Origin of the sequence: Stenotrophomonas sp. TEPEL (assembly GCF_004348785.1) — a bacterium.
GTDB lineage: Bacteria > Pseudomonadota > Gammaproteobacteria > Xanthomonadales > Xanthomonadaceae > Stenotrophomonas > Stenotrophomonas indicatrix.
In genome coordinates this window covers 4,071,080-4,091,365 of the sequence record NZ_QQXJ01000001.1, presented here as the reverse complement: position 1 = coordinate 4,091,365, position 20,286 = coordinate 4,071,080, and the positions used below count along the sequence as shown (strand labels likewise).

Here is a 20,286-nt window from a genome sequence, read left to right as displayed (position 1 = left end):
GTGGGCGGACACGGGCCAAGCGGGATTCCGGAAGGATTTTCATGCACCTCTCCATGGTTTGCGGGCGTCGGGCAGGAGGCCAACGCAGAACACGCCCCGCCCTCGATGAGGGGGAACGTCGTGATGAGCCGGTCGATTCCTTCGACCTCGCATAGGAAAACCCATCGACGTGGATGATGGCACAGATGCGACGGCGATCACAGGGGGGCAAGGAAGAGCCTTCCGCCAGAGAACTGCAAACGGCGTCTCAGATCCTGCCGTCGCGCAGGTAGTCGAACAGCTCCGCGTCGCCTTTCAGCCCGAGCTTGAGCATGGCGTCACCCTTCTGGCGACTGATGGTGCTGACGCTCTTGTGCAGCTGCAGCGAGATTTCCTTGACCGTCATGCCGGTGCCGAGGAGGCGCAGCACCTCCACTTCGCGCGGCGACAACGGCTTGCCGTCACCCTCGCGCATGCGCCAGCTGCCGGCTTCCTCCACCCGCTCGCGCAGGCTGCGGCTGATGTAGGACTGGCCGCGATAGACCGCCTGGATCGCCTGCGGCAGTTCATCCATCGACGAACTCTTGTCGACCAGGCCGAGCACGCCGCTGTCGAGCACCATGCGCAGGATCGCCAGGTTGTTGGAGACGCTGAGCATGAGCACCGGCAGGTCGGGATGGCGGCGGCGGATCATGCCGATCATGGCGAAGCCATCGGCCTGCGGGCTTCCGGGCATCGAATAGTCGGTGACCAGCAGGTCGCAGGGCTGGGTGGTCAGCAGGGTCATCAGCGCCTGGGCGTTGTCGGCCTCGCCAACGACTCGGCCAACGCCGCTGGACTCGATGACGGCGCGGGTACCGATGCGGACCACGGGGTGATCGTCTGCGATGATGATGCGCAAGGTCATGCTCTAGTATGGCCACCGGCACGCCGGACCGCGACCGTCGCGGTCCCTGGCAGGACTTCCAGGAGATCGTTGCAGATGCGCAGCTGGGCGGCCCGTGGACTGATCCTGTTGGCGACCCTGCTGGCGCTGCCGGCGCTGGCCCAGCCTGCGTCCACGCCGGGGCCGTTGCCACTCAGCCGGCTGCAGCGCGAGTACCTGGCCGCACATCCTGTTGTCGTTGTTGGACAGTATGACAGTGGCTGGCCTCCTTTTGAGTCGATCCAGGATGGGAAGCAGATGGGCCTCGGCCCAGACTACCTGACGCTTTCGGCCCGGCAGCTGGGCCTGAAGGTCGAGACGCGCCGCTTTGAGGACTGGCCCTCCGTGCTGGATGCGGCATGCCGCGGCGAGATCGACGTGGTGATGAACATCGCGCTCAGCGCCGAGCGTACCCGTTGCATGGTCTACACCGCTGCCTATGCCGAAGCACCGCTGGCCATGGTCGGGCGTCCACAGGACCTGCGTGCTTCGGAGGCACCCGACCTGGACGGGCTGCGCGTGGTGGTCGAGCGGGACTTCATGACCGGACCACAGGTGCGTGCGCGGTTCCCCCGGGCACGACAACTTGTCGCTGACAACACGCTGACGGCCTTGCGTATGGTCAGAGACGACAAAGCCGACATTTTCATCGGCAATGCCTACGTGGCAACGGAACTGATCGCCGCCAACGGATTGAAGGGCGTGGCGTTGCTGCGGCCCAGCGATCTGCCCCCCGAGCAGTTGCATTTTGGGGTGCCCAACAGCAAACAGCCGCTGTCCGAGGCACTGGATCTGGCGCTTGCCGCTGTCAGCGAGACCCAGCGCGACGCCCTCGTGCAGCGTTGGCTGCCAGCGCCGAAGTGGTCGGCATCGGCGCAGCTGGCGTTGAGCCACGCCGAGAAGCGGGTGCTGCAGCAGCCGTTGAAGATCGGCTTTGCGCCCAACGCCGCACCCCTGTCGTTCGCCGACAGGAATGGCAAGCCCAGTGGCCTGACCAATGAATACCTGCAGCGCCTGCTGCAGGCCGGTGCCAACCTGCAGGTCGAAAACAGCCATGACTGGTACGAGGTACGCGAGAAGGCGCGTCGCGGCGAACTGCAGGCGGTGATCGGCATTCCTGCCGATTCGAGCTATCTCGGGCCGGAGTGGGTGTTCAGCCAACCCTTCATCACCGTACCCAATGTGATCGTCACCCGCACTGACAGTCCGTCGATGCTGGGTCTGTCGGACCTGGACGGCAAGCGCGTGCTGTTGTCCGATCCGCAGCGCATCCGTGGCTATGTGCAGCAGCAGGCGCCGTCGGTGAAGATCGTCGCTGCGCGCAGCGCCGAGCAGGCCCTGCAACGCCTGGCCGATGGCGAGGCCGATGCGTACGTGGGCAACCTGGCGCTGGTCGACCAGCTGCTGCGCAACCGCTTCCCGGGGCGCCTGCAACTGGCCGCGCCAGCGGGGTTCAACGACCAGCTGGCGCTGGCGGTGGAGCGCCGCCATGCGGCGTTGGCCACCACCTTCGACCGCCTGCTGCTGCAGATGGGGCCGCGCCGGCGCGAGGCCCTGCGCGGCGATTGGCTGTCAGTGGAGTACCACGATGGGGTGGATTGGCGCACCCTGCTGCGCTGGGGCCTTCCGCTGATGCTGGTGCTGACCACGGCTGTGGCAGTGCATGGGCTGGGGCACTGGCGGTTGCGCCGCGAAGTGGCCAGCCGTCGCGAGCTGGAGCAGCGCCTGGCCGAGGTGACCGACAACCTGCCTGCCATTGTCTACCAGGCCCGCCGCGAAGCGGACGGCACCTTGAGCTTCCCCTTCATTGCCGGCGATGTGCAGTCGATGTTCGGCATCAGCCGGCAGCAGGCGGAGTCGGACGGGCAGGCGCTGCTGGCATGCATCGATGCCGACGACCGCGAAAAGGTGTTGCGAGCGATGGAACGGGCGGCGCGCAATTTCGCCCCGCTGTCCTTCGAGTTCCGTATCGACCGCGATGGAAGCGCGCCCTGCTGGGTGCGCAGCCAGGCGCACCCGTATTCAACCGAAGCCGGCGCGGTGACGTGGAGTGGTTACTGGGTGGACGTGAGCCAGGCGCGTGCGCAGGCCGACGCGCTGGCCGCGGCGAAGGTCGAAGCCGAGCAGGCTGCGGCAGCGAAATCGCGCTTCCTGGCCACCATGAGCCATGAAATCCGCACGCCGATGAGCGGCGTGCTGGGCATGCTGGAAGTGCTGGCGCATTCGCCGCTGGACGCCGAACAGCAACGCATCCTCGGCGTGATCCAGGACTCGGCGCAGATGCTGCGGCAGATCCTGGACGACATCCTCGACTATTCGCGGATGGAAGCGGGCGCGTTGCGCCTGGAGCCGGTGCCGCTGCCGGTGCGGCCGCTGCTGGAGGGGGTGCATCGACTGTTGTTGCCGCAGGCCACGGCGCGGGGCCTGGATCTGCAGCTGGACATCGACGAACAGCTGGCACAGGCCCATGAGGTGGATGGCGTGCGTCTGCGCCAGATCGTGTTCAACCTGCTCAGCAATGCCATCAAGTTCACCGTGAAGGGCTCGGTGCGGCTGCAGCTGGAGGTGTTGGGGCCTACTGCCGAGGATGGCAGCCAGCCGCTGCGCCTGAGCGTCACCGACACCGGCATCGGCATCGCGCCGGAGCAGCTGCCGACCCTGTTCGAACCCTTCACCCAGGCCGGTGCGTACATCCAGCGCGACCATGGGGGCGCAGGGCTGGGCCTGAGCATCTGCCGGCGCCTGGTGCAGAAGATGGACGGCGAACTGACGCTGGAAAGCACGCTGGGCGAAGGAACGCGGGTTGAGGTGCTGCTGTCGCTGGTGGAGGCGCGCAGCGAGGATGTGATCGCGCTGCAGGCCGAGCACCAGCAGATCGCCCTGCTGCCCCCAGATCTGCGCCAGGCCCGGGTGATGATCATCGAAGACCATCCCACCAACCAGGCGATGATGGCTTGGCGCCTGCAGCAGCTGGGCGTGCCGCATGTGCTGGTCGATGACGGGCAGCAGGCACTGGACCGGCTGGCGGAGGAGTCCTTCGATCTGGTCATCACCGACTGCCGCATGCCAGTGCTGGATGGATTTGGTTTCACCCGCCTGCTGCGCGAGCGCGAGGGGCGCAACGGCCAGCCGCGGATGCCGGTGCTGGCGCTGACCGCCAGCGTGCTTGACGATGACGCACGCCGCTGCCGCGAAGCCGGCATGGACGACGTGCTGGCCAAGCCGTTGTCGCTGGCGACACTGCGGCAGGCACTGCTGCGCTGGTTGCCGCGCGCCGAGGGTGCTGAAGATGAGCAGGCCGTGGTGGACAGCGACGATGAGCCCGAGGGTGACGAGGGGCTACCCGACCTGGCGACCCTGCAACGGCGCTTCGGTTCGCGCGAGATCGCCCGGCAGCTGCACGACAGCCTGGTCAAGGCCAGCAACGAGGACATCGCGGCCCTGCAGCGCGCGCTGCACGAAGGCGACCGGGTGACGGCGGCGCTGCACCTGCATCGGCAGGCCGGTGCGCTGGGGGCGGTGGGGGCACGTGGCCTGGCCGATCGCGCCAACGCGCTGGTGGAACGCTTGCAGGCCGCGGGCGATGCAGAGGTCGCAGCGGCGGTTGCCGACGCCGGGCAGTTCGTGGCGCATCTGCAGCAGCAGCTGCAGCGCCTGGCTCACTGAGCCGCGTGCTCCTGCAGGTAGGCGATCACCAGCGCCCGACGCTCGGCGCTCGGGAAGGCGTTGTACATGCGCGTGCCGGGTACCAGATGGGTGGGCGACTGCAGGAAGGTGTCCAGGGTCTGCGCACTCCACACGAAGTCGGCGCGGCGCATGCCCTGCGAGTATCCGTAGTCGGGCAGGCTGCCCGCACGGCGGCCGATCACCCCATGCAGGTTGGGACCGAAGCGGTGGATGCCGCCGGCATTGATGGTATGGCAGCCCGCGCACAGTTCGAACGCGCGCTGCATCGCCTGCTGGCGCGCCTGTTCGGGCGTGCTGGGCGCAGCGGGCGGGCGCTGGCACGCACTGGCGACCAGGATCGTGGCAACAACGGGAAGCAGGCGAAGGGCACGCATGGGCGAGCAGGATAACGGGCGCACGCGCCGTGGGGCTGCGACCGGCCGTCGCAGCCCCATCGCCGGTCACATGCCGGAGTAGTTCGGGCCGCCGCCGCCCTGCGGGGTTACCCAGACGATGTTCTGCGTCGGATCCTTGATGTCGCAGGTCTTGCAGTGCACGCAGTTCTGCGCGTTGATCTGCAGCCGCGCATCGTTGCCGTCGCCGACGAATTCGTACACGCCCGCCGGGCAGTAGCGCGCTTCCGGACCGGCGTACTCGGCCAGGTTCACCTTCACCGGGATGCTCGCATCCTTCAGCGTCAGGTGGCTGGGCTGGTTCTCGTCGTGGTTGGTGCTGCTGAGGAACACCGAGCTGAGGCGGTCGAAGGTCAGCACGCCATCGGGCTTGGGATAGGCAATGCGCGTGTGCTTGGATGCCGGCTCCAGGCAGGCGTGGTCCGGGATGCTGTGGCGCAGGGTCCACGGCGGGTTGCGCACGCCCAGCTTCGGCAGCAGCCACTGCTCGATGCCGGTCATCAGCGTGGCCACGGTCTGGCCCTTCTTGAACCACTGCTTGAAGTTCTTCGACAGCTTCAGTTCGTCGTGCAGCCAGCTGGTTTCAAAGGCGGCCGGGTAGGCGCTGAGCTCATCGTGCTGGCGATCGGCCACCAGCGCGTCGAAGGTGGCATCGGCGCACAGCATGCCGGTCTTGATCGCGGCGTGGCTGCCCTTGATGCGGCTGACGTTGAGGTAGCCGGCTTCGCAGCCGACCAGTGCACCGCCAGGGAACACGGTCTTGGGCAGCGACATCAGGCCGCCCGCAGTGATCGCACGCGCGCCGTAGCCGATGCGGGTGCCGCCTTCCAGATGTTTGCGGATCGACGGATGGGTCTTGAAGCGCTGGAATTCCTCGAACGGGCTCAGCCAGGGGTTCTTGTAGTCCAGGCCGACCACGTAGCCGATGGCGACCTTGCCGCCGTCGGCGTGGTACAGGAAGGCACCGCCGTAGGTGTCGGTATCCAGCGGCCAGCCGGCGGCGTGCACCACCAGGCCTGGCTCATGCTTGGCCGGGTCGATCTGCCACAGTTCCTTGATGCCGATGCCGTAGGCCTGCGGATCCTTGCCTTCGTCCAGCTTGAAACGGCTGATCAGCTGGCGGCCGAGGTGGCCGCGCGCGCCTTCGGCGAACACCGTGTACTTCGCATGCAGGGCCATGCCGCGTTCGAAGGCCGGGCCGATCGTGCCGTCCTTTTCGATGCCCATGTCGCCGGTAGCCACGCCGATCACCGCGCCGTCATCGCCGTACAGCACTTCGGCGGCGGCGAAGCCGGGGAAGATCGCCACTTCCAGCGCCTCGGCCTGCTGCGCCAGCCAGCGGGTGACTTCGCCCAAGCTGATGATGTAGTTGCCTTCGTTGTGGAAGCACTCGGGCAACAGCGCGTGCGGGGTGGTGCGCGCGCCGGTCTCGCTGAGGAACAGGAACTCGTCGCGGGTGACCTTCTGCTTCAGCGGTGCGCCGCGCTCGGCCCAGTCCGGGAACAGTTCGGTCAGCGCGCGCGGGTCCATCACTGCGCCGGACAGCACGTGCGCGCCGGGTTCGGAGCCCTTCTCCAGCACGCATACCGACAGTTCGCGTCCGGCGTCGATCGCACGCTGGCGCAGGCGGATCGCGGTGGCCAGGCCGGCCGGGCCGGCACCGACGACGACCACGTCGAATTCCATGACTTCACGCGGGGGCAGGGCGTTGGCTTCAGCACTCATCGATTGCATGACTCGTGGGTAGTGCCGGCATCGGGGCCACCGGCGGTTGCCTGGGAATCGCGCGTGCAGCCACGGGCGAAACGGTTGTTTGAATGTGTCAGGGTACCGGGACGGGCGTGATCGAGCTAGATCGCCGATGTTCACATCGCAATTGCTGCAATGCAGCGTAATGCGCGTGGTCTGGCAGGTGCCGACCTGGGTTGGCGTGAGCGGAAACACCAGCGCCGACCAAGGTCGGCCTCTACCCGCACACCAACTCTGCCCGGATGGCCGACAATGGCGGCAGTCCCGACTGCGTGTGAGTGCCATGGCTTTGGATCCGTACGACCTGTTCGATGTCCGTTCCCTGCTCAGCGAGGAAGAGCGCGCGATACAGCAGAGCGTGGCCCGCTTCACCAACGAGCGCGTGTTGCCGATCATCGGTGATGCCTTCGACCAGGCACGGTTCCCCTCGGAACTGGTGCCGGAGATCGCCGCGCTGGGCCTGCTCGGTGCCACGCTGCCGGGTGAGTACGGCGGCGGCGACATGGGGGCGGTGAGTTACGGGCTGATCTGCCAGGAGCTGGAGCGCGGCGATTCGGGCCTGCGCAGCTTCGTGTCGGTGCAGAGCTCGCTGTGCATGTACCCCATCTTTGCTTACGGCAGCGAAGAACAGCGCCGGCAATGGCTGCCGGCGATGGCCCGCGGCGAAGTGATCGGCTGCTTCGGCCTGACCGAGGCACATGGCGGTTCCGACCCGGCCAGCATGAAGACCCGCGCGGTGCGCGATGGCAGCGACTGGCGAATCAACGGCAGCAAGATGTGGATCACCAGCGGACCGGTGGCCGACCTGGCCATCGTCTGGGCACAGACCGAAGACGGCATCCAGGGCTTCGTGCTGGAGAAGGGCATGCCCGGCTTCACTACGCAGGAGATCAAGCACAAGATGAGTCTGCGCGCGTCGCTGACCGGCGCGCTGTTCTTCGACGACGTGCGCGTACCCGACAGCCACCGCCTGCCCAACGTGAAGGGGCTGAAGGGGCCGCTGGGCTGCCTGACCCAGGCGCGTTTCGGCATCAGCTGGGGCCCGATCGGCTCGGCCATCGCCTGCCTGGATGAAGCGCTGGGGTATGCAAAGGAGCGCGTGCTGTTCGGCCGTCCGCTGGCGGCCACGCAGAGCGCGCAGATCAAGCTGGCCGACATGGCCCGGCGCATCACCATGGCGCAGCTGCTGGCGTTGCAGCTGGGCCGCCTGAAGGAAGCCGGGCAGGTGCAACCGCAGCAGGTAAGCCTGGCCAAGTGGAACAACTGCCGCATGGCGATCGACATCGCCCGCGAATGCCGCGACCTGCTGGGCGGCGCCGGCATCACCACCGAGCACGTAGCAATCCGCCATGCGCTGAACCTGGAATCGGTGATCACCTATGAAGGCACCGAGACCGTGCACCAGCTGGTGATCGGCCGCGAGCTGACCGGCATCAACGCGTTCTGAGCGGGGTGGGGAACAGCCATCCACGCATGGCGTGGATCTACTGAGCGGCTGTTGGGTCCGTCTTGAAGCGAGCCGAGCACCGCAGGTCCGGCGGGGGCGAAGAGGCGCGGGTGGCTGAGCGCAGCGAGTTCCGCGCCGTCCCCCGCCGGGCCGAGGAGCGCAGGGTACCGGTGCGCAGCACCGGCTCGCGGCTGGCGGCGCGTTTCTTTTGGTTACTTTTCTTCCCGCGCGGAAAGAAAAGTAACGCCCATGAACGCATGCGCCCGCCACAGCAATTAGGCAGAAGAGAGACGCGTGGCGTTACGCCCCGCCCGCAAACCCATGCTGGCGCCACGCCTCGTACATCACCACCGCAACGGTGTTGGACAGGTTGAGGCTGCGATTGTCCGGCCGCATCGGCAGGCGCAGCCGGCGACCATCGGGCAAGGCATCCAGCACGTCCTGCGGCAGGCCACGACTTTCCGGGCCGAACAGGAAGGCATCACCGTCGTCGAACGCCACGCTGTCATAGCGGACGCTGGCACGCGTACTGAGGGCGAACAACCGCTTCGGTGCGATCCGCGCCAGCGCAGTGCCCAGGTCCGGATGCACCTGCAGGCGCGAGTACTCGTGGTAGTCCAGGCCGGCGCGCTTGAGCTGCTTGTCTTCCAGTGCGAAGCCGAGCGGCTCGACCAGGTGCAGCTGCGCGCCGGTGTTGGCGCAGAGCCGGATCACATTGCCCGTGTTGGGCGGGATTTCCGGTTGGAACAGGATCACGTGGAACTGGGGCGCGGCATTCATCGGCGCAGTGTACCTGCGACGGCGGCCGCCTTTACGACGCACGCCCCGCGCGGGGCAGGGCGGACGTCGCTTACGGGCGCAGCAGGACCTGGGCGGTTTCGGCAGCGAAGGCCTGCAGCTGGGCGGCGCTCGGACGCACCTGCAGGGCCGGCAGGTTGACGATCACCTGGTTGGCGACGCTGGTGGCGGCCGCTGCCAGGGTGGCGGCGTAGCGCTGGGCTTCCTGCTCGGCAGCCAGGGCGACACGCTGCTCCAGGCTCGGCCGCACTTCAACCGAGGCCAGGGTGGTGATCGGCAGCGCGGCGGCGACCGGGCTGGCGATGAAGCCGTCGCGCTCGGCCAACTGGTCGAGGCTGGGGCGCACTTCGACAGTGGCCAGGGTCGGGATGCCGCTGGCCTGTTCCCAGGCCTGCTGGACCAGCTGGTCGGCGGCCGGGCGGACCTGCACGGTGGACAGGGTCTTGATGGATTCGGAGGCCTGCACCGACGAAACAACCGCGGTGCCGGCGATCAGGGCGATGGCGATGGCAATGGTCTTGGCGTTCATGACGGGGCCTGTTTAGTGTTGGTGAGCAGTGGTGTGGTAGTAAGGTAGAACACCAGTTCTGGGGATGCAAGCGGAATTTTCGATTTCCTGCTTTTGTTCAGTCTTCAGTCAGCTTTTGTCTGAAGCCCTTCCTGGCGCAGGAAGTACAAAGCAATCCCCATGCCAACTTTTAGTCGTTGATTCATAAGGGTTTTGTGGGGTGCTGAAAGTGTCCGCAGGCCGGACACCTGTCCATTCGAGAGGCTGCGGACACTGTCCGGACGTGAATCACCGCCGTTCGTGACCCGGGAACGGCCAATCACGAAGGCCGATGGGGCCGACCACCCCCAGTGACTGGTGGCCGATACCGGTGGCCGCACGCCCGCGCTAGGATCGGGATTCACCTTCGTGACCAAGGACCCGGATATGTCGCTCACCCTGCGCCCGCGCGCCGCGCTGCTCGCTGTTGCCCTCAGTACTGCCCTCGGCACGCTCGCGCCGACCTACGCGCTGGCGGCCAAGCCGGCCGCGACCAGCAAGGTCGATATCCCGTTCGAGCAGTTCACCCTGCCCAACGGCCTGCGCGTGGTGGTGCATACCGATCGCAAGGCGCCGATCGTTGCGGTCAACATCTGGTACCACGTCGGCAGCAAGGATGAGCCTGCCGGTCGCACCGGCTTCGCGCATCTGTTTGAACACCTGATGTTCCAGAGCAGCGAGAACCACGACGGCGAGTACTTCGAACCCTTCAAGCAGGTGGGTGCGACCGGCCAGAACGGCACCACCAATACCGACCGCACCAACTATTTCGAGAACGTGCCGACCACCGCGCTGGACATGGCGCTGTGGATGGAATCGGACCGCATGGGCCATCTGGTGGGCGCGATCGACCAGGCTGCGCTCGACGAACAGCGTGGCGTGGTGCAGAACGAGAAGCGCCAGGGCGAGAACCAGCCCTATGGCCAGGTGTGGGAACAGCTCAACCGCGCGCTGTATCCGGTGGGCCACCCGTACCACCACAGCGTGATCGGCTCGATGAACGATCTCAACGCCGCCTCGCTGGACGACGTCAAGACCTGGTTCCGCACCTGGTACGGCCCGAACAACGCGGTGCTGGTGCTGGCCGGTGACATCGATCTGGCCACCGCCAAGGAAAAGGCCGCCAAGTACTTCGGCAGCATCCCGGCCGGGCCGACCATGGCGCAGCCGAAGGTGGACGTGGCCAAGCGGCCGGCCGACACCCGCGAGGTGATGACCGACAAGGTGCCGCAGGCACGCATCTACCGCGCCTGGAACGTGGCGCAGGTCGGCACCACCGACGTCGACCAGCTGCAGCTGCTGGCCTATGTGCTCGGCGGCGCCAAGTCCTCGCGCCTGAGCCAGCGCCTGCAGCACCAGGACAAGCTGGTGGACAACATCAGCGCCGGCGCCTACGCCTCGCAGCTGGGTTCCAACTTCATGGTGATGGCCACGGTGAAGCAGGGCCAGGATCCGGCCAAGGTCGAAAAGATCATCGATGAGGAAATCGAGCGCCTGCTCAAGGATGGCCCGACCGCCGAAGAACTGGCACGCGCCAAGACCGGCTCGCGCGCGGCGTTCATCCGTGGCATCGAGCGCATCGGCGGCTTCGGTGGCAAGGCCGATGCGCTGGCCGAGTGCACGGTCTACACCGGCGACCCGGGCTGCTTCCGCACCTCGCTGGCCAACATCGACAAGGCCACCGCTGCCGACCTCAAGCGCCTGGGCGCGCAGTGGCTGGACAAGGGCAGCCACACCCTGGTGGTCGAGCCGGGTGAACGCGTGGCGCTGAAGGAAGACCCCTCGCAGGCGCCGAAGCCGTTCAACGTGCCGGCCGTGGACAGCAGGTACAGCACCCTGCCCGAGCAGGTGGACCGCAAGGCCGGCGTGCCGCAGACCCGCGAATTCCCGCAGCTGAAGTTCCCGGCCCTGCAGCGCGCCACGCTGAAGAACGGCACCCAGGTGGTGCTGGCCGAGCGCCACGAGATTCCGGTGGTGCAGTTCAGCTACCAGTTCCCGGGTGGCTTCACCGCCGACCAGGGCCGCAAGCCCGGCACCGCCAACTTCACCATGAACCTGATGACCGAAGGTGCCGGCAAGCTCGGCTCGCTGGCCTTCGCCGATGCAGCCGATGCGCTGGGTGCCAGCCTGGACGCCGGTGCCGGCCTGGATTCGGTGACCGTCGACATGTCGGCGCTGAAGGAGAACCTGGTGCCATCGCTGGCCCTGTACCGCGATCTGCTGCGCGAGCCGCGCTTCGAGCAGAGCGAGATCGACCGGGTCAAGGCAACCTGGATCGCCGGCATCCAGCAGGAGAAGGTCAACCCGAACGCAGTGGCCATGCGCGTGCTGCCGCCGCTGCTGTACGGCAAGGGCCACCCGTACGCGATCCCGTTCACCGGCAGCGGTGACGAAGCGGCGATCCGCAGCCTGGGCCGCGAGGACCTGGTCGACTTCCACCGCGACTGGCTGCGTCCGCAGGACGGCACCCTGATCGTGGTCGGCGACACCACCCTGGCCGAGATCGTGCCGCTGCTGGACAAGCAGCTGGGCGACTGGAAGGCCACCGGCGATGCGCCGACGATCAAGGCCACCACCGCCGTGGCGCTGCCCAAGAGCCCGCGCGTGTTCCTGATCGACCAGCCGGGCGCGGTGCAGGCCAACCTGTTCGCCGGCCAGGTCGTGCCGCCGTCCAGCGACGCCAGCTCGACCCGCTTCGACATCGCCAACGGCGTGATCGGTGGTGACTTCACTTCGCGCCTGAACATGAACCTGCGCGAGGACAAGCACTGGTCCTACGGTGCCCGCACCAGCGCCAGCAACACCGTGGGCCAGCGCCCGTGGATGGCGATGGCACCGGTGCAGATCGACAAGACCGGCCCGGCCATGGCGGAAATGCGCAAGGAGATCGCCGAGTTCGCCAACGGCAGCAAGCCGGCGACCGACGCGGAAGTGGCGCGCATCCGCAACATCCAGACCCTGAGCCTGCCCGGCGCCTACGAGACCGCCAGCGCGGTGGCCTCGACCATCGGCACGATCGTGCAGTTCAAGCGCCCGGACGACTACGTGCTGCGCCGCAAGGCCGAGATCGAAGCGATGACCCCGGCACAGGTGCAGCAGGCGGCAGCGGAGATCAAGCCGCAGGCGCTGACCTGGGTGGTGGTGGGCGACCTCAAGCAGACCGAAGCGGCCGTGCGCGCCTTGAACCTGGGCGAAGTGACCGTGATCGATGCCGAAGGCAACCCGGTCAAGAAGTAAGGGATGTGCCTGCCCGCTCCGGCGGGCAGGTACCTGCGGGTAGCGCCGGGGCGCGCCCGGCGAGCGCGCAGCGCGGCATCTGGACGCCTTCGAAGAACCGCCGGGCATGGCCCGGCGCTACCGCAGCCCTCTCCGGCTATCCCTGATTCAGACGGTTCAGGCACACTCCTGACATTCCCTTCCAGGATCCTGCCCATGCGCGTTCTGCTGCTGTCGTCCCTGTTGCTCACCGTCACCGCCTGCACCTGGGTGCCGATCGAACCGGCCGGCAAGGCGACCCGCGTGCTGCCGGCAGGCCCGGTACCGGCCGGCTGCATCTCCAAGGGCGAAGTGGTGGTGACCGTGAAGAGCAAGGTCGGCTTCTACAACCGCAACCCGCTGCGCGTGCAGGAAGAGCTGGAGACCCTGGCCCGCAACGAGGCCCCGACCACCGGCGCCAACGCCGTGCAGGCCGCTGCGGCCCCCGCCGACGGCAGCCAGCGCTTCGCCGCCTTCCAGTGCCCGCCGCGCTGAATCCTTCACCATACGGCCAAGGCTGAATTCGTAAAGATGCGGTGAAGGCCCGGGGGGTTATAGAATAGCGCCCCCTTTGCCTGAGCCTTGGCGCTAACCTCGATGCTCTTCAAGAATGTCTCGATCGCCGGCCTGGCTCACGTTGATGCGCCGCACACGCTGACGACCAAGGAAATCAACGAACGCCTGCAGCCGACGCTGGATCGCCTTGGTATCCGTACCGACGTCCTCGGCGACATCGCCGGCATCCACGCGCGCCGCCTGTGGGACAACGGCGTCCTGGCGTCCGATGCGGCCACCATGGCTGGCCGCAAGGCGCTGGAAGACGCAGGCATCGATGCGACGCAGGTGGGCCTGTTGATCAACACCTCGGTCAGCCGTGACTACCTGGAGCCGTCCACCGCTTCCATCGTGTCCGGCAACCTCGGTGTCAGCGACGAGTGCATGACCTTCGACGTCGCCAATGCCTGCCTGGCCTTCATCAACGGCATGGACATCGCTGCGCGCATGCTTGAGCGCGGTGAGATCGACTATGCGCTGGTGGTGGATGGCGAGACCGCCAACCTGGTGTACGAAAAGACCCTGGAGCGGATGACCGCGCCGGACGTCACTGCCGACGACTTCCGCAACGAACTGGCGGCGCTGACCACCGGTTCCGGTGCAGCCGCGATGGTGATGGCCCGTTCGGAGCTGGTGCCCGACGCGCCGCGCTACAAGGGTGGCGTGACCCGCTCGGCCACCGAGTGGAACCAGCTGTGCCTGGGCAACCTGGACCGCATGGTCACCGACACCCGCATGCTGCTGATCGAGGGCATCAAGCTGGCCCAGAAGACCTTCACCGCCGCCAAGATCGCACTGGGCTGGGCCGTGGAAGAGCTGGACCAGTTCGTCATCCACCAGGTCAGCCAGCCGCACACCGCGGCGTTCATCAAGAATTTCGGCATCGACCCGAAGAAGGTCATGACCATCTTCGGCGAGCACGGCAACATCGGTCCGGCCTCGGTGCCGATCGTGCTGAGCAAGCTCAAGCAGCTGGGCAAGCTGAAGAAGGGCGACCGCATCGCGCTTCTGGGCATCGGCTCGGGCCTGAACTGCTCGATGGCCGAAGTGGTCTGGTAGAGAATCTCCGCTGACCTGCTCCACGCTCGCCACGGCCAGCAGCGATCTTCAAGAATGTTACAGGGGCCGGTTCTACCGGCCCTTTCCACAGGTGCGATCCGATGTCCCAGCTTCCCGGTTACCCCGCCCACCCGCAGCGTTTCGAGGTCCGCCCCGGCCTGTCGATGAACTATCTCGACGAAGGCCCGCGCGATGGCGAAGTAGTGGTGATGGTGCACGGCAACCCGTCGTGGAGCTATTACTGGCGCACGCTGGTGGCCGGCCTGTCGGACAGGTACCGCTGCATCGTGCCGGACCATATCGGCATGGGCCTGTCGGACAAGCCCGACGACAGCCGCTACGAGTACACGCTGCAGTCGCGGGTGGATGATCTGGATGCGCTGCTCAGGCATCTGGGCATCACCGGCCCGGTGACGCTGGCCGTGCACGACTGGGGCGGGATGATCGGCTTCGGCTGGGCGCTGTCGCACCACGACCAGGTCAAGCGCCTGGTGGTGCTCAACACCGCCGCGTTCCCGATGCCGGCGGCCAAGAAGATGCCGTGGCAGATCGCGCTGGGCCGGCACTGGAAGATCGGCGAGTGGATCATCCGCACCTTCAATGCGTTCTCCTCCGGTGCCTCGTGGCTGGGCGTGGAGAGGAAGATGCCGGCCGATGTGCGCCGCGCCTACGTGTCGCCGTACAACAGCTACGCCAACCGCATCAGCACCATCCGCTTCATGCAGGACATTCCGCTGTCGCCGGCCGACAAGGCGTGGTCACTGCTGGAGCGTGCCGGCAAGGCGCTGCCGTCGTTCGCCGATCGTCCGGCCTTCCTCGGCTGGGGCCTGCGTGATTTCGTGTTCGACCACCACTTCCTGAAGGGCTTCCAGGCGGCGTTGCCGAAGGCGCAGGTGCATGCCTTCGAGGATGCCGGCCACTACGTGCTGGAAGACAAGCAGCTCAAGCGCGCCGGCCTGGACTACCACGAGTACTCGCGCCTGCAGGTGCATCCGGACCGGAGAGTGAACGGCTGGGTGCCGACCGTGGGTCGGCACGCCTGGGGAAGGGATGGGTGGGTGCCGACCGTTGGNCGGCACGCCCGTCATGCCGCAATCGGCGCCTGTGGCGAGGGGCTGTTGCCGTTGTCGTCCGGGTGGTCGTCGTCGTTGTCCGCGCCATCGCGCCAGCGCCAGTCGGCCAGGGTCAGCGGATCCAGCCCATAGGCGATGCGGGCCTTGTCGCACTGCGGGCTGGCCTTGCCGTACTCCCACGATGCATCCACCTCGCGGCACACGCTGGGGCGGTTGGGGTGGATCGTGCAGCGGGAATAGACGCCGATCTGCGCGTCCAGCGCCACGCAGCGCACCGGCTTGGAATGGGTGCCGCGCATGCACAGGCGGTGCGGGTCGAGCACCTCGGTGAGCTGGTGCGGCACGCCGCCGGGGGTGACCTCGTCCGATTCCATCCAGTGGAAGGCCACGCGGTACTGGGTGCAGCAGGCGCCGCAGGTCATGCAGGGATGTTGCATGGGCAAGCCGCCTCGGGCGGCATCGGGAAAGGGACGAGGATGCGGATTTTCCACGCTGGCGGCCGCCGCGCAAGAAATTCCGTAAGCGGCGACAATGAACGGATGAACCGATCCTGCAACATCGCCGCGCGGCTGCCCGAGCTGGCGCGTGAACGCCCCGACCAGATCGCCATCCGCTGCCCCGGGCGCCGCGGCGCCGGCAACGGCATGGCCGCCTACGACGTGACCCTGGATTACCGCCAGCTGGACGCCCGCAGCGATGCGATGGCGGCCGGCCTGGCCGGTTACGGCATCGGCCGCGGGGTTCGCACCGTGGTGATGGTGCGGCCATCGCCGGAGTTCTTCCTGTTGATGTTCGCCCTGTTCAAGCTGGGCGCGGTGCCGGTGCTGGTCGATCCGGGCATCGACAAGCGCGCGCTGAAGCAGTGCCTGGACGAGGCACAGCCGCAGGCCTTCATCGGCATCCCGCTGGCCCACGTGGCGCGGCTGGCGCTGCGCTGGGCGCCTTCGGCGACCCGCCTGGTGACCGTCGGCCGCCGCCTGGGCTGGGGCGGTACCACGCTGGCCGCGCTGGAGCGTGCCGGCGCCAACAGCGGCCCGATGCTGGCCGACACCGATGGCGAGGACACGGCGGCGATCCTGTTCACCAGTGGTTCCACCGGCGTGCCCAAGGGCGTGGTCTACCGCCACCGCCACTTCGTCGGCCAGATCGAGCTGCTGGGCAGCGCCTTCGGCATGGAGGCCGGTGGGGTGGACCTGCCGACCTTCCCGCCGTTTGCGCTGTTCGATCCGGCGCTGGGCCTGACCTCGGTGATTCCGGACATGGACCCGACCCGGCCGGCCCAGGCCGACCCGGCGCGCCTGCATGACGCCATCCAGCGTTTCGGCGTGACCCAGCTGTTCGGCTCGCCTGCGTTGATGCGGGTGCTGGCGCGGCACGGGCGGCCGTTGCCGACGGTGACCCGGGTGACCTCGGCCGGTGCGCCGGTGCCGCCGGACGTGGTCGCCACCATCCGCAGCCTGTTGCCGGCCGATGCCCAGTTCTGGACGCCGTATGGCGCCACCGAGTGCCTGCCGGTGGCGGTGGTCGAGGGGCGCGAGCTGGAGCGTACGCGCGCGGCCACCGAGGGCGGTGCCGGCACCTGCGTCGGCAGCGTGGTCGCACCGAACGAGGTGCGCATCATCGCCATCGACGATGCGCCGCTGCCGGACTGGTCGCAGGCGCGCGTACTGGCCGTGGGCGAGATCGGTGAGATCACCGTGGCCGGGCCGACCGCCACCGACAGCTATTTCAACCGTCCGCAGGCGACGGCGGCGGCGAAGATCAGCGAAACCCTGGCCGATGGCAGCGTCCGCATCGTGCATCGCATGGGCGATGTCGGCTACTTCGATGCGCAGGGACGGCTGTGGTTCTGTGGCCGCAAGACCCATCGCGTGGAAACCGCCCACGGACCGCTGTACACCGAACAGGTCGAGCCGGTGTTCAACACTGTACCCGGCGTGGCACGCACTGCGCTGGTGGGCGTCGGCGCGGCCGGTGCGCAGGTGCCGGTGTTGTGCGTGGAACTGCAGCGTGGCCAGTCCGACAGCCCTGCCTTGCGCGAAGCGCTGCATGCCACGGCCGCTGCGCGGCTGCCCGAGCTGAAGCTGGAACACGTGCTGATGCATCCGGCGTTCCCCGTCGATATCCGTCACAACGCCAAGATCGGCCGCGAGAAGCTCGCCGTCTGGGCCCGCGCCGAACTGGAGAAGCGTGCATGAAGATTCTGGTCACCGGTGGTGGTGGTTTCCTTGGCCAGGCGCTGTGCCGTGGCCTGGTCGAACGTGGGCACCAGGTGCTGGCGTTCAACCGCAGCCACTACCCGCAACTGCAGGCACTGGGCGTGGGCCAGATCCGCGGCGACCTGGCCGATCCGCAGGCGGTGCTGCATGCGGTGGCCGGCGTCGATGCGGTGTTCCACAACGGCGCCAAGGCGGGTGCGTGGGGCAGCTATGACAGCTACCACCAGGCCAACGTGGTCGGCACCGACAACGTCATCGCCGCCTGCCGCGCGCATGGCATCGCCAGGCTGGTCTACACCTCCACGCCCAGCGTGACCCACCGCGCCACGCACCCGGTGGAAGGACTGGGTGCGGACGAAGTGCCGTATGGCGAGGATTTCCAGGCGCCGTATGCGGCAACCAAGGCGATTGCCGAACAACGCGTGCTGGCGGCCAATGACGCGACCCTGGCGACCGTGGCGTTGCGCCCGCGGTTGATCTGGGGCCCGGGCGACCAGCAGCTGGTGCCACGCCTGGCCGATCGTGCACGCGCTGGCCGGTTGCGCCTGGTGGGCGATGGCAACAACAAGGTCGACACCACTTACATCGACAACGCGGCGCTGGCGCATTTCCTCGCCTTCGAGGCGCTGGCACCGGGCGCGGCCTGCGCCGGCAAGGCGTACTTCATTTCCAATGGCGAACCGCTGCCGATGCGCGAGCTGGTCAACAAGCTGCTGCAGGCGGTCGGTGCCCCGACCGTGGACAAGGCGATCAGCTTCAAGACGGCGTATCGGATCGGCGCGATCTGCGAGCGGCTGTGGCCGCTGCTGCGCCTGCGTGGCGAGCCGCCGCTGACGCGCTTCCTGGCCGAGCAGCTGTGCACGCCGCACTGGTACAGCATGGAGCCGGCGCGCCGTGATTTCGGCTACGTGCCGCAGGTGAGCATCGAAGAAGGGCTGCGACGGCTGAAGGCCGCATCATGACGGCGGCATCACCGCGCTGAAGCCTTCATTACGTGCAGAGATCGCCATCACCGGTTGCACACCGGCAGATGCGCAGGATGGACACAACGCCACCCACGGCCGACCACCTGCGAGGAGCACCATGCTGCATTACGCCATCATCTTCTTTGTCATCGCCATCATCGCCGCCGTCCTGGGCTTCTCCGGCATCGCCGGCGCCGCAACGAACATCGCCTGGATCCTGTTCGTCGTGTTCCTGGTGCTGGCGGTGATCTCGATGTTCCGCAAGCGCACATGACCGCGTGAGCAGTAGTGCCGGCCGCTGGCCGGCAACCTCGGCTACACCCGGGGTTGCCGATCGGCGGCCGGCACGGCAGAAGCGCGGTCAGCGCACCGCGCTGTGCAATCGGCGATCGGCGTCGTGCCGTTCCATCGCCAGCTCGATCAGGCGCGTGATCAGCGCGGTGTAACCTACGCCACTGGCGCCCCACAGTTTCGGATACATGCTGATGCGGGTGAAGCCGGGCAACGTGTTGACCTCGTTGATGACGATCCGACCATCCTCGGTCAGGAACACATCCACACGCGCCATGCCGGCGCATTCCAGTACCTGGTACGCCTGAAGCGCGATGTCCTGGATACGGGACTGCGTCGCCGCGTCGATCACGGCCGGCACCACCACCTCGGCGCCATCTTCGTTGATGTACTTGGTGTCGTAGGCGTAGAACTCGTCGTGCAGCACCACCTCGCCACAGAGGCTGGCCTGCGGCCGCTCGTTGCCGAGCACGGCGCATTCGATTTCCCGGCCGACCACGGCCGATTCCACCAGAACCTTGTGGTCGTAGCGCAGCGCAGTCTGCAATGCCTCGGCGAAACCGGCGGCGTCCTTGACCTTGCTCACGCCCACCGATGAGCCCTGGTTGGCCGGCTTCACGAACAGCGGCAGGCCGAGTGCCGCGATCAGGGCATCGACATCGACCGTATCGGCTTCATGGCGGCGGATGCAGACCCACGGCGCCACCTGCAGGCCGGCATCGCGCAGCAGGCGCTTGGTTACATCCTTGTCCATGGCCACCGCCGAACCCAGTACCGGCGAGCCGACGAAGGGCAGGTTGGCCATGCGCAGCAGGCCCTGCAGGGCACCGTCCTCACCCAGCGGACCGTGCACGATCGGCAGCACCACATCGATCTGCCCCACCGCGCTGCCCGCATCGGTCGGTTGCAGCTGAGCCTGCTCGGTGCCGGGCAGAACCGCCAGCGCGGTGCCGGAAGGATGCAGCGCGATGCGCGCCGGATCCTCGGCATTGAGCAGGAAGGTGTCCGGCTGGCTCAGGTGCCACTGGCCCTGCTTGTCGATGCCGATCAGCACCGGTTCGAAGCGCTCGCGGTCGAGCGCGTCGAGAATGTTCTTGGCCGATTGCAGCGAAACTTCGTGTTCGGAAGACCTGCCACCGAAGATGATGCCAACCCGTGTCCGTGCCATGGAAATGCGATGTCCTGTGCGTTGCGTGGCTCCATAGCATGAACCTTCATCGGCCTCCCGCGTGAGGCACAGATGAACCAGAAATCCATCCACGCATGGCGTGGATCTACCGTGTCGACCAAGGTCGACACCCACCAACAGCAGCAGGAACCTGTCGAAGGCGGGGTGGGTCCGGGG

General features: G+C 67.3%; 15 protein-coding genes and 1 pseudogene. 9 read left to right on the top strand and 7 right to left on the bottom strand.

Features of this window, described 5'->3' with window-relative positions:
• Nucleotides 1-247: 247 nt before the first annotated feature.
• Nucleotides 248-886: a response regulator transcription factor gene (locus tag TEP_RS18700; RefSeq protein ID WP_025875871.1), complete on the bottom strand. Its 639-nt coding sequence runs from the start codon at nucleotides 884-886 to the stop codon at nucleotides 248-250.
• A gap of 75 nt (nucleotides 887-961) precedes the next feature.
• Here TEP_RS18700 and TEP_RS18695 point away from each other — a divergent pair, with 75 nt between their 5' ends.
• Nucleotides 962-4,570: a transporter substrate-binding domain-containing protein gene (locus TEP_RS18695; RefSeq protein WP_132826284.1), complete on the top strand. Its 3,609-nt coding sequence runs from the start codon at nucleotides 962-964 to the stop codon at nucleotides 4,568-4,570.
• Here TEP_RS18695 and TEP_RS18690 read toward each other — a convergent pair.
• A complete protein-coding gene (locus TEP_RS18690) occupies nucleotides 4,564-4,965 on the bottom strand; it encodes a c-type cytochrome (protein WP_132826283.1) in 402 nt (133 codons plus the stop codon). The genes TEP_RS18695 and TEP_RS18690 overlap by 7 nt on opposite strands.
• A 66-nt stretch (nucleotides 4,966-5,031) precedes the next feature.
• Nucleotides 5,032-6,708 carry an electron transfer flavoprotein-ubiquinone oxidoreductase gene (locus TEP_RS18685; protein WP_132826282.1) on the bottom strand — a complete coding sequence of 559 codons (1,677 nt, stop codon included), beginning with the start codon at nucleotides 6,706-6,708 and terminating at the stop codon, nucleotides 5,032-5,034.
• 307 nt (nucleotides 6,709-7,015) lie between these two features.
• On the opposite strand from TEP_RS18685, the gene TEP_RS18680 reads away from it, so the two are divergent.
• A complete protein-coding gene (locus TEP_RS18680) occupies nucleotides 7,016-8,179 on the top strand; it encodes an acyl-CoA dehydrogenase family protein (protein ID WP_132826281.1) in 1,164 nt (387 codons plus the stop codon).
• 300 nt (nucleotides 8,180-8,479) lie between these two features.
• On the opposite strand, the gene TEP_RS18675 is transcribed toward TEP_RS18680, so the two are convergent.
• Together TEP_RS18675 and TEP_RS18670 are read right to left on the bottom strand one after the other, a co-directional pair.
• Nucleotides 8,480-8,959 carry a tRNA (cytidine(34)-2'-O)-methyltransferase gene (locus TEP_RS18675; RefSeq protein ID WP_132826280.1) on the bottom strand — a complete coding sequence of 160 codons (480 nt, stop codon included), beginning with the start codon at nucleotides 8,957-8,959 and terminating at the stop codon, nucleotides 8,480-8,482.
• Nucleotides 8,960-9,029: 70 nt separating this feature from the next.
• A complete protein-coding gene (locus TEP_RS18670; protein ID WP_132826279.1) occupies nucleotides 9,030-9,506 on the bottom strand; it encodes a hypothetical protein in 477 nt (158 codons plus the stop codon).
• 405 nt (nucleotides 9,507-9,911) lie between these two features.
• Between TEP_RS18670 and TEP_RS18665 the strand changes: the two genes are divergently transcribed.
• The 4 genes and pseudogenes from TEP_RS18665 to TEP_RS18650 form a co-directional block, all read left to right on the top strand.
• Complete coding sequence (locus tag TEP_RS18665; RefSeq protein WP_132826576.1) at nucleotides 9,912-12,761, top strand: pitrilysin family protein; 2,850 nt, start codon at nucleotides 9,912-9,914, stop codon at nucleotides 12,759-12,761.
• Nucleotides 12,762-12,956: 195 nt separating this feature from the next.
• Nucleotides 12,957-13,274 carry a DUF4156 domain-containing protein gene (locus TEP_RS18660; protein WP_025875855.1) on the top strand — a complete coding sequence of 106 codons (318 nt, stop codon included), beginning with the start codon at nucleotides 12,957-12,959 and terminating at the stop codon, nucleotides 13,272-13,274.
• A gap of 102 nt (nucleotides 13,275-13,376) precedes the next feature.
• Nucleotides 13,377-14,393: a 3-oxoacyl-ACP synthase III gene (locus tag TEP_RS18655; protein ID WP_025875853.1), complete on the top strand. Its 1,017-nt coding sequence runs from the start codon at nucleotides 13,377-13,379 to the stop codon at nucleotides 14,391-14,393.
• Nucleotides 14,394-14,494: 101 nt separating this feature from the next.
• A pseudogene (locus TEP_RS18650) lies at nucleotides 14,495-15,331 on the top strand (alpha/beta fold hydrolase); the annotation flags it as partial.
• A 146-nt stretch (nucleotides 15,332-15,477) separates the two neighbouring features.
• Here TEP_RS18650 and TEP_RS18645 read toward each other — a convergent pair.
• Nucleotides 15,478-15,903: a YkgJ family cysteine cluster protein gene (locus tag TEP_RS18645; RefSeq protein WP_025875849.1), complete on the bottom strand. Its 426-nt coding sequence runs from the start codon at nucleotides 15,901-15,903 to the stop codon at nucleotides 15,478-15,480.
• A 102-nt stretch (nucleotides 15,904-16,005) separates the two neighbouring features.
• On the opposite strand from TEP_RS18645, the gene oleC reads away from it, so the two are divergent.
• The 3 genes from oleC to TEP_RS18630 all read left to right on the top strand — a co-directional run bounded on the left by oleC (nucleotide 16,006) and on the right by TEP_RS18630 (nucleotide 18,924).
• Nucleotides 16,006-17,664, top strand: a complete 1,659-nt coding sequence (gene oleC, locus TEP_RS18640) for an olefin beta-lactone synthetase (protein WP_132826278.1) — start codon at nucleotides 16,006-16,008, stop codon at nucleotides 17,662-17,664.
• Entirely contained in the window at nucleotides 17,661-18,647 is a 987-nt protein-coding gene (gene oleD / locus TEP_RS18635) for a 2-alkyl-3-oxoalkanoate reductase (RefSeq protein WP_132826277.1), read from the top strand. The genes oleC and oleD overlap by 4 nt, the downstream gene beginning before the upstream one ends.
• 121 nt (nucleotides 18,648-18,768) lie before the next feature.
• Entirely contained in the window at nucleotides 18,769-18,924 is a 156-nt protein-coding gene (locus TEP_RS18630) for a DUF1328 domain-containing protein (protein ID WP_132826276.1), read from the top strand.
• Between the two features lie 87 nt (nucleotides 18,925-19,011).
• Here TEP_RS18630 and ddlA read toward each other — a convergent pair whose 3' ends face one another.
• A complete protein-coding gene (ddlA, locus tag TEP_RS18625) occupies nucleotides 19,012-20,109 on the bottom strand; it encodes a D-alanine--D-alanine ligase (RefSeq protein ID WP_132826275.1) in 1,098 nt (365 codons plus the stop codon).
• Nucleotides 20,110-20,286 lie beyond the last annotated feature (177 nt).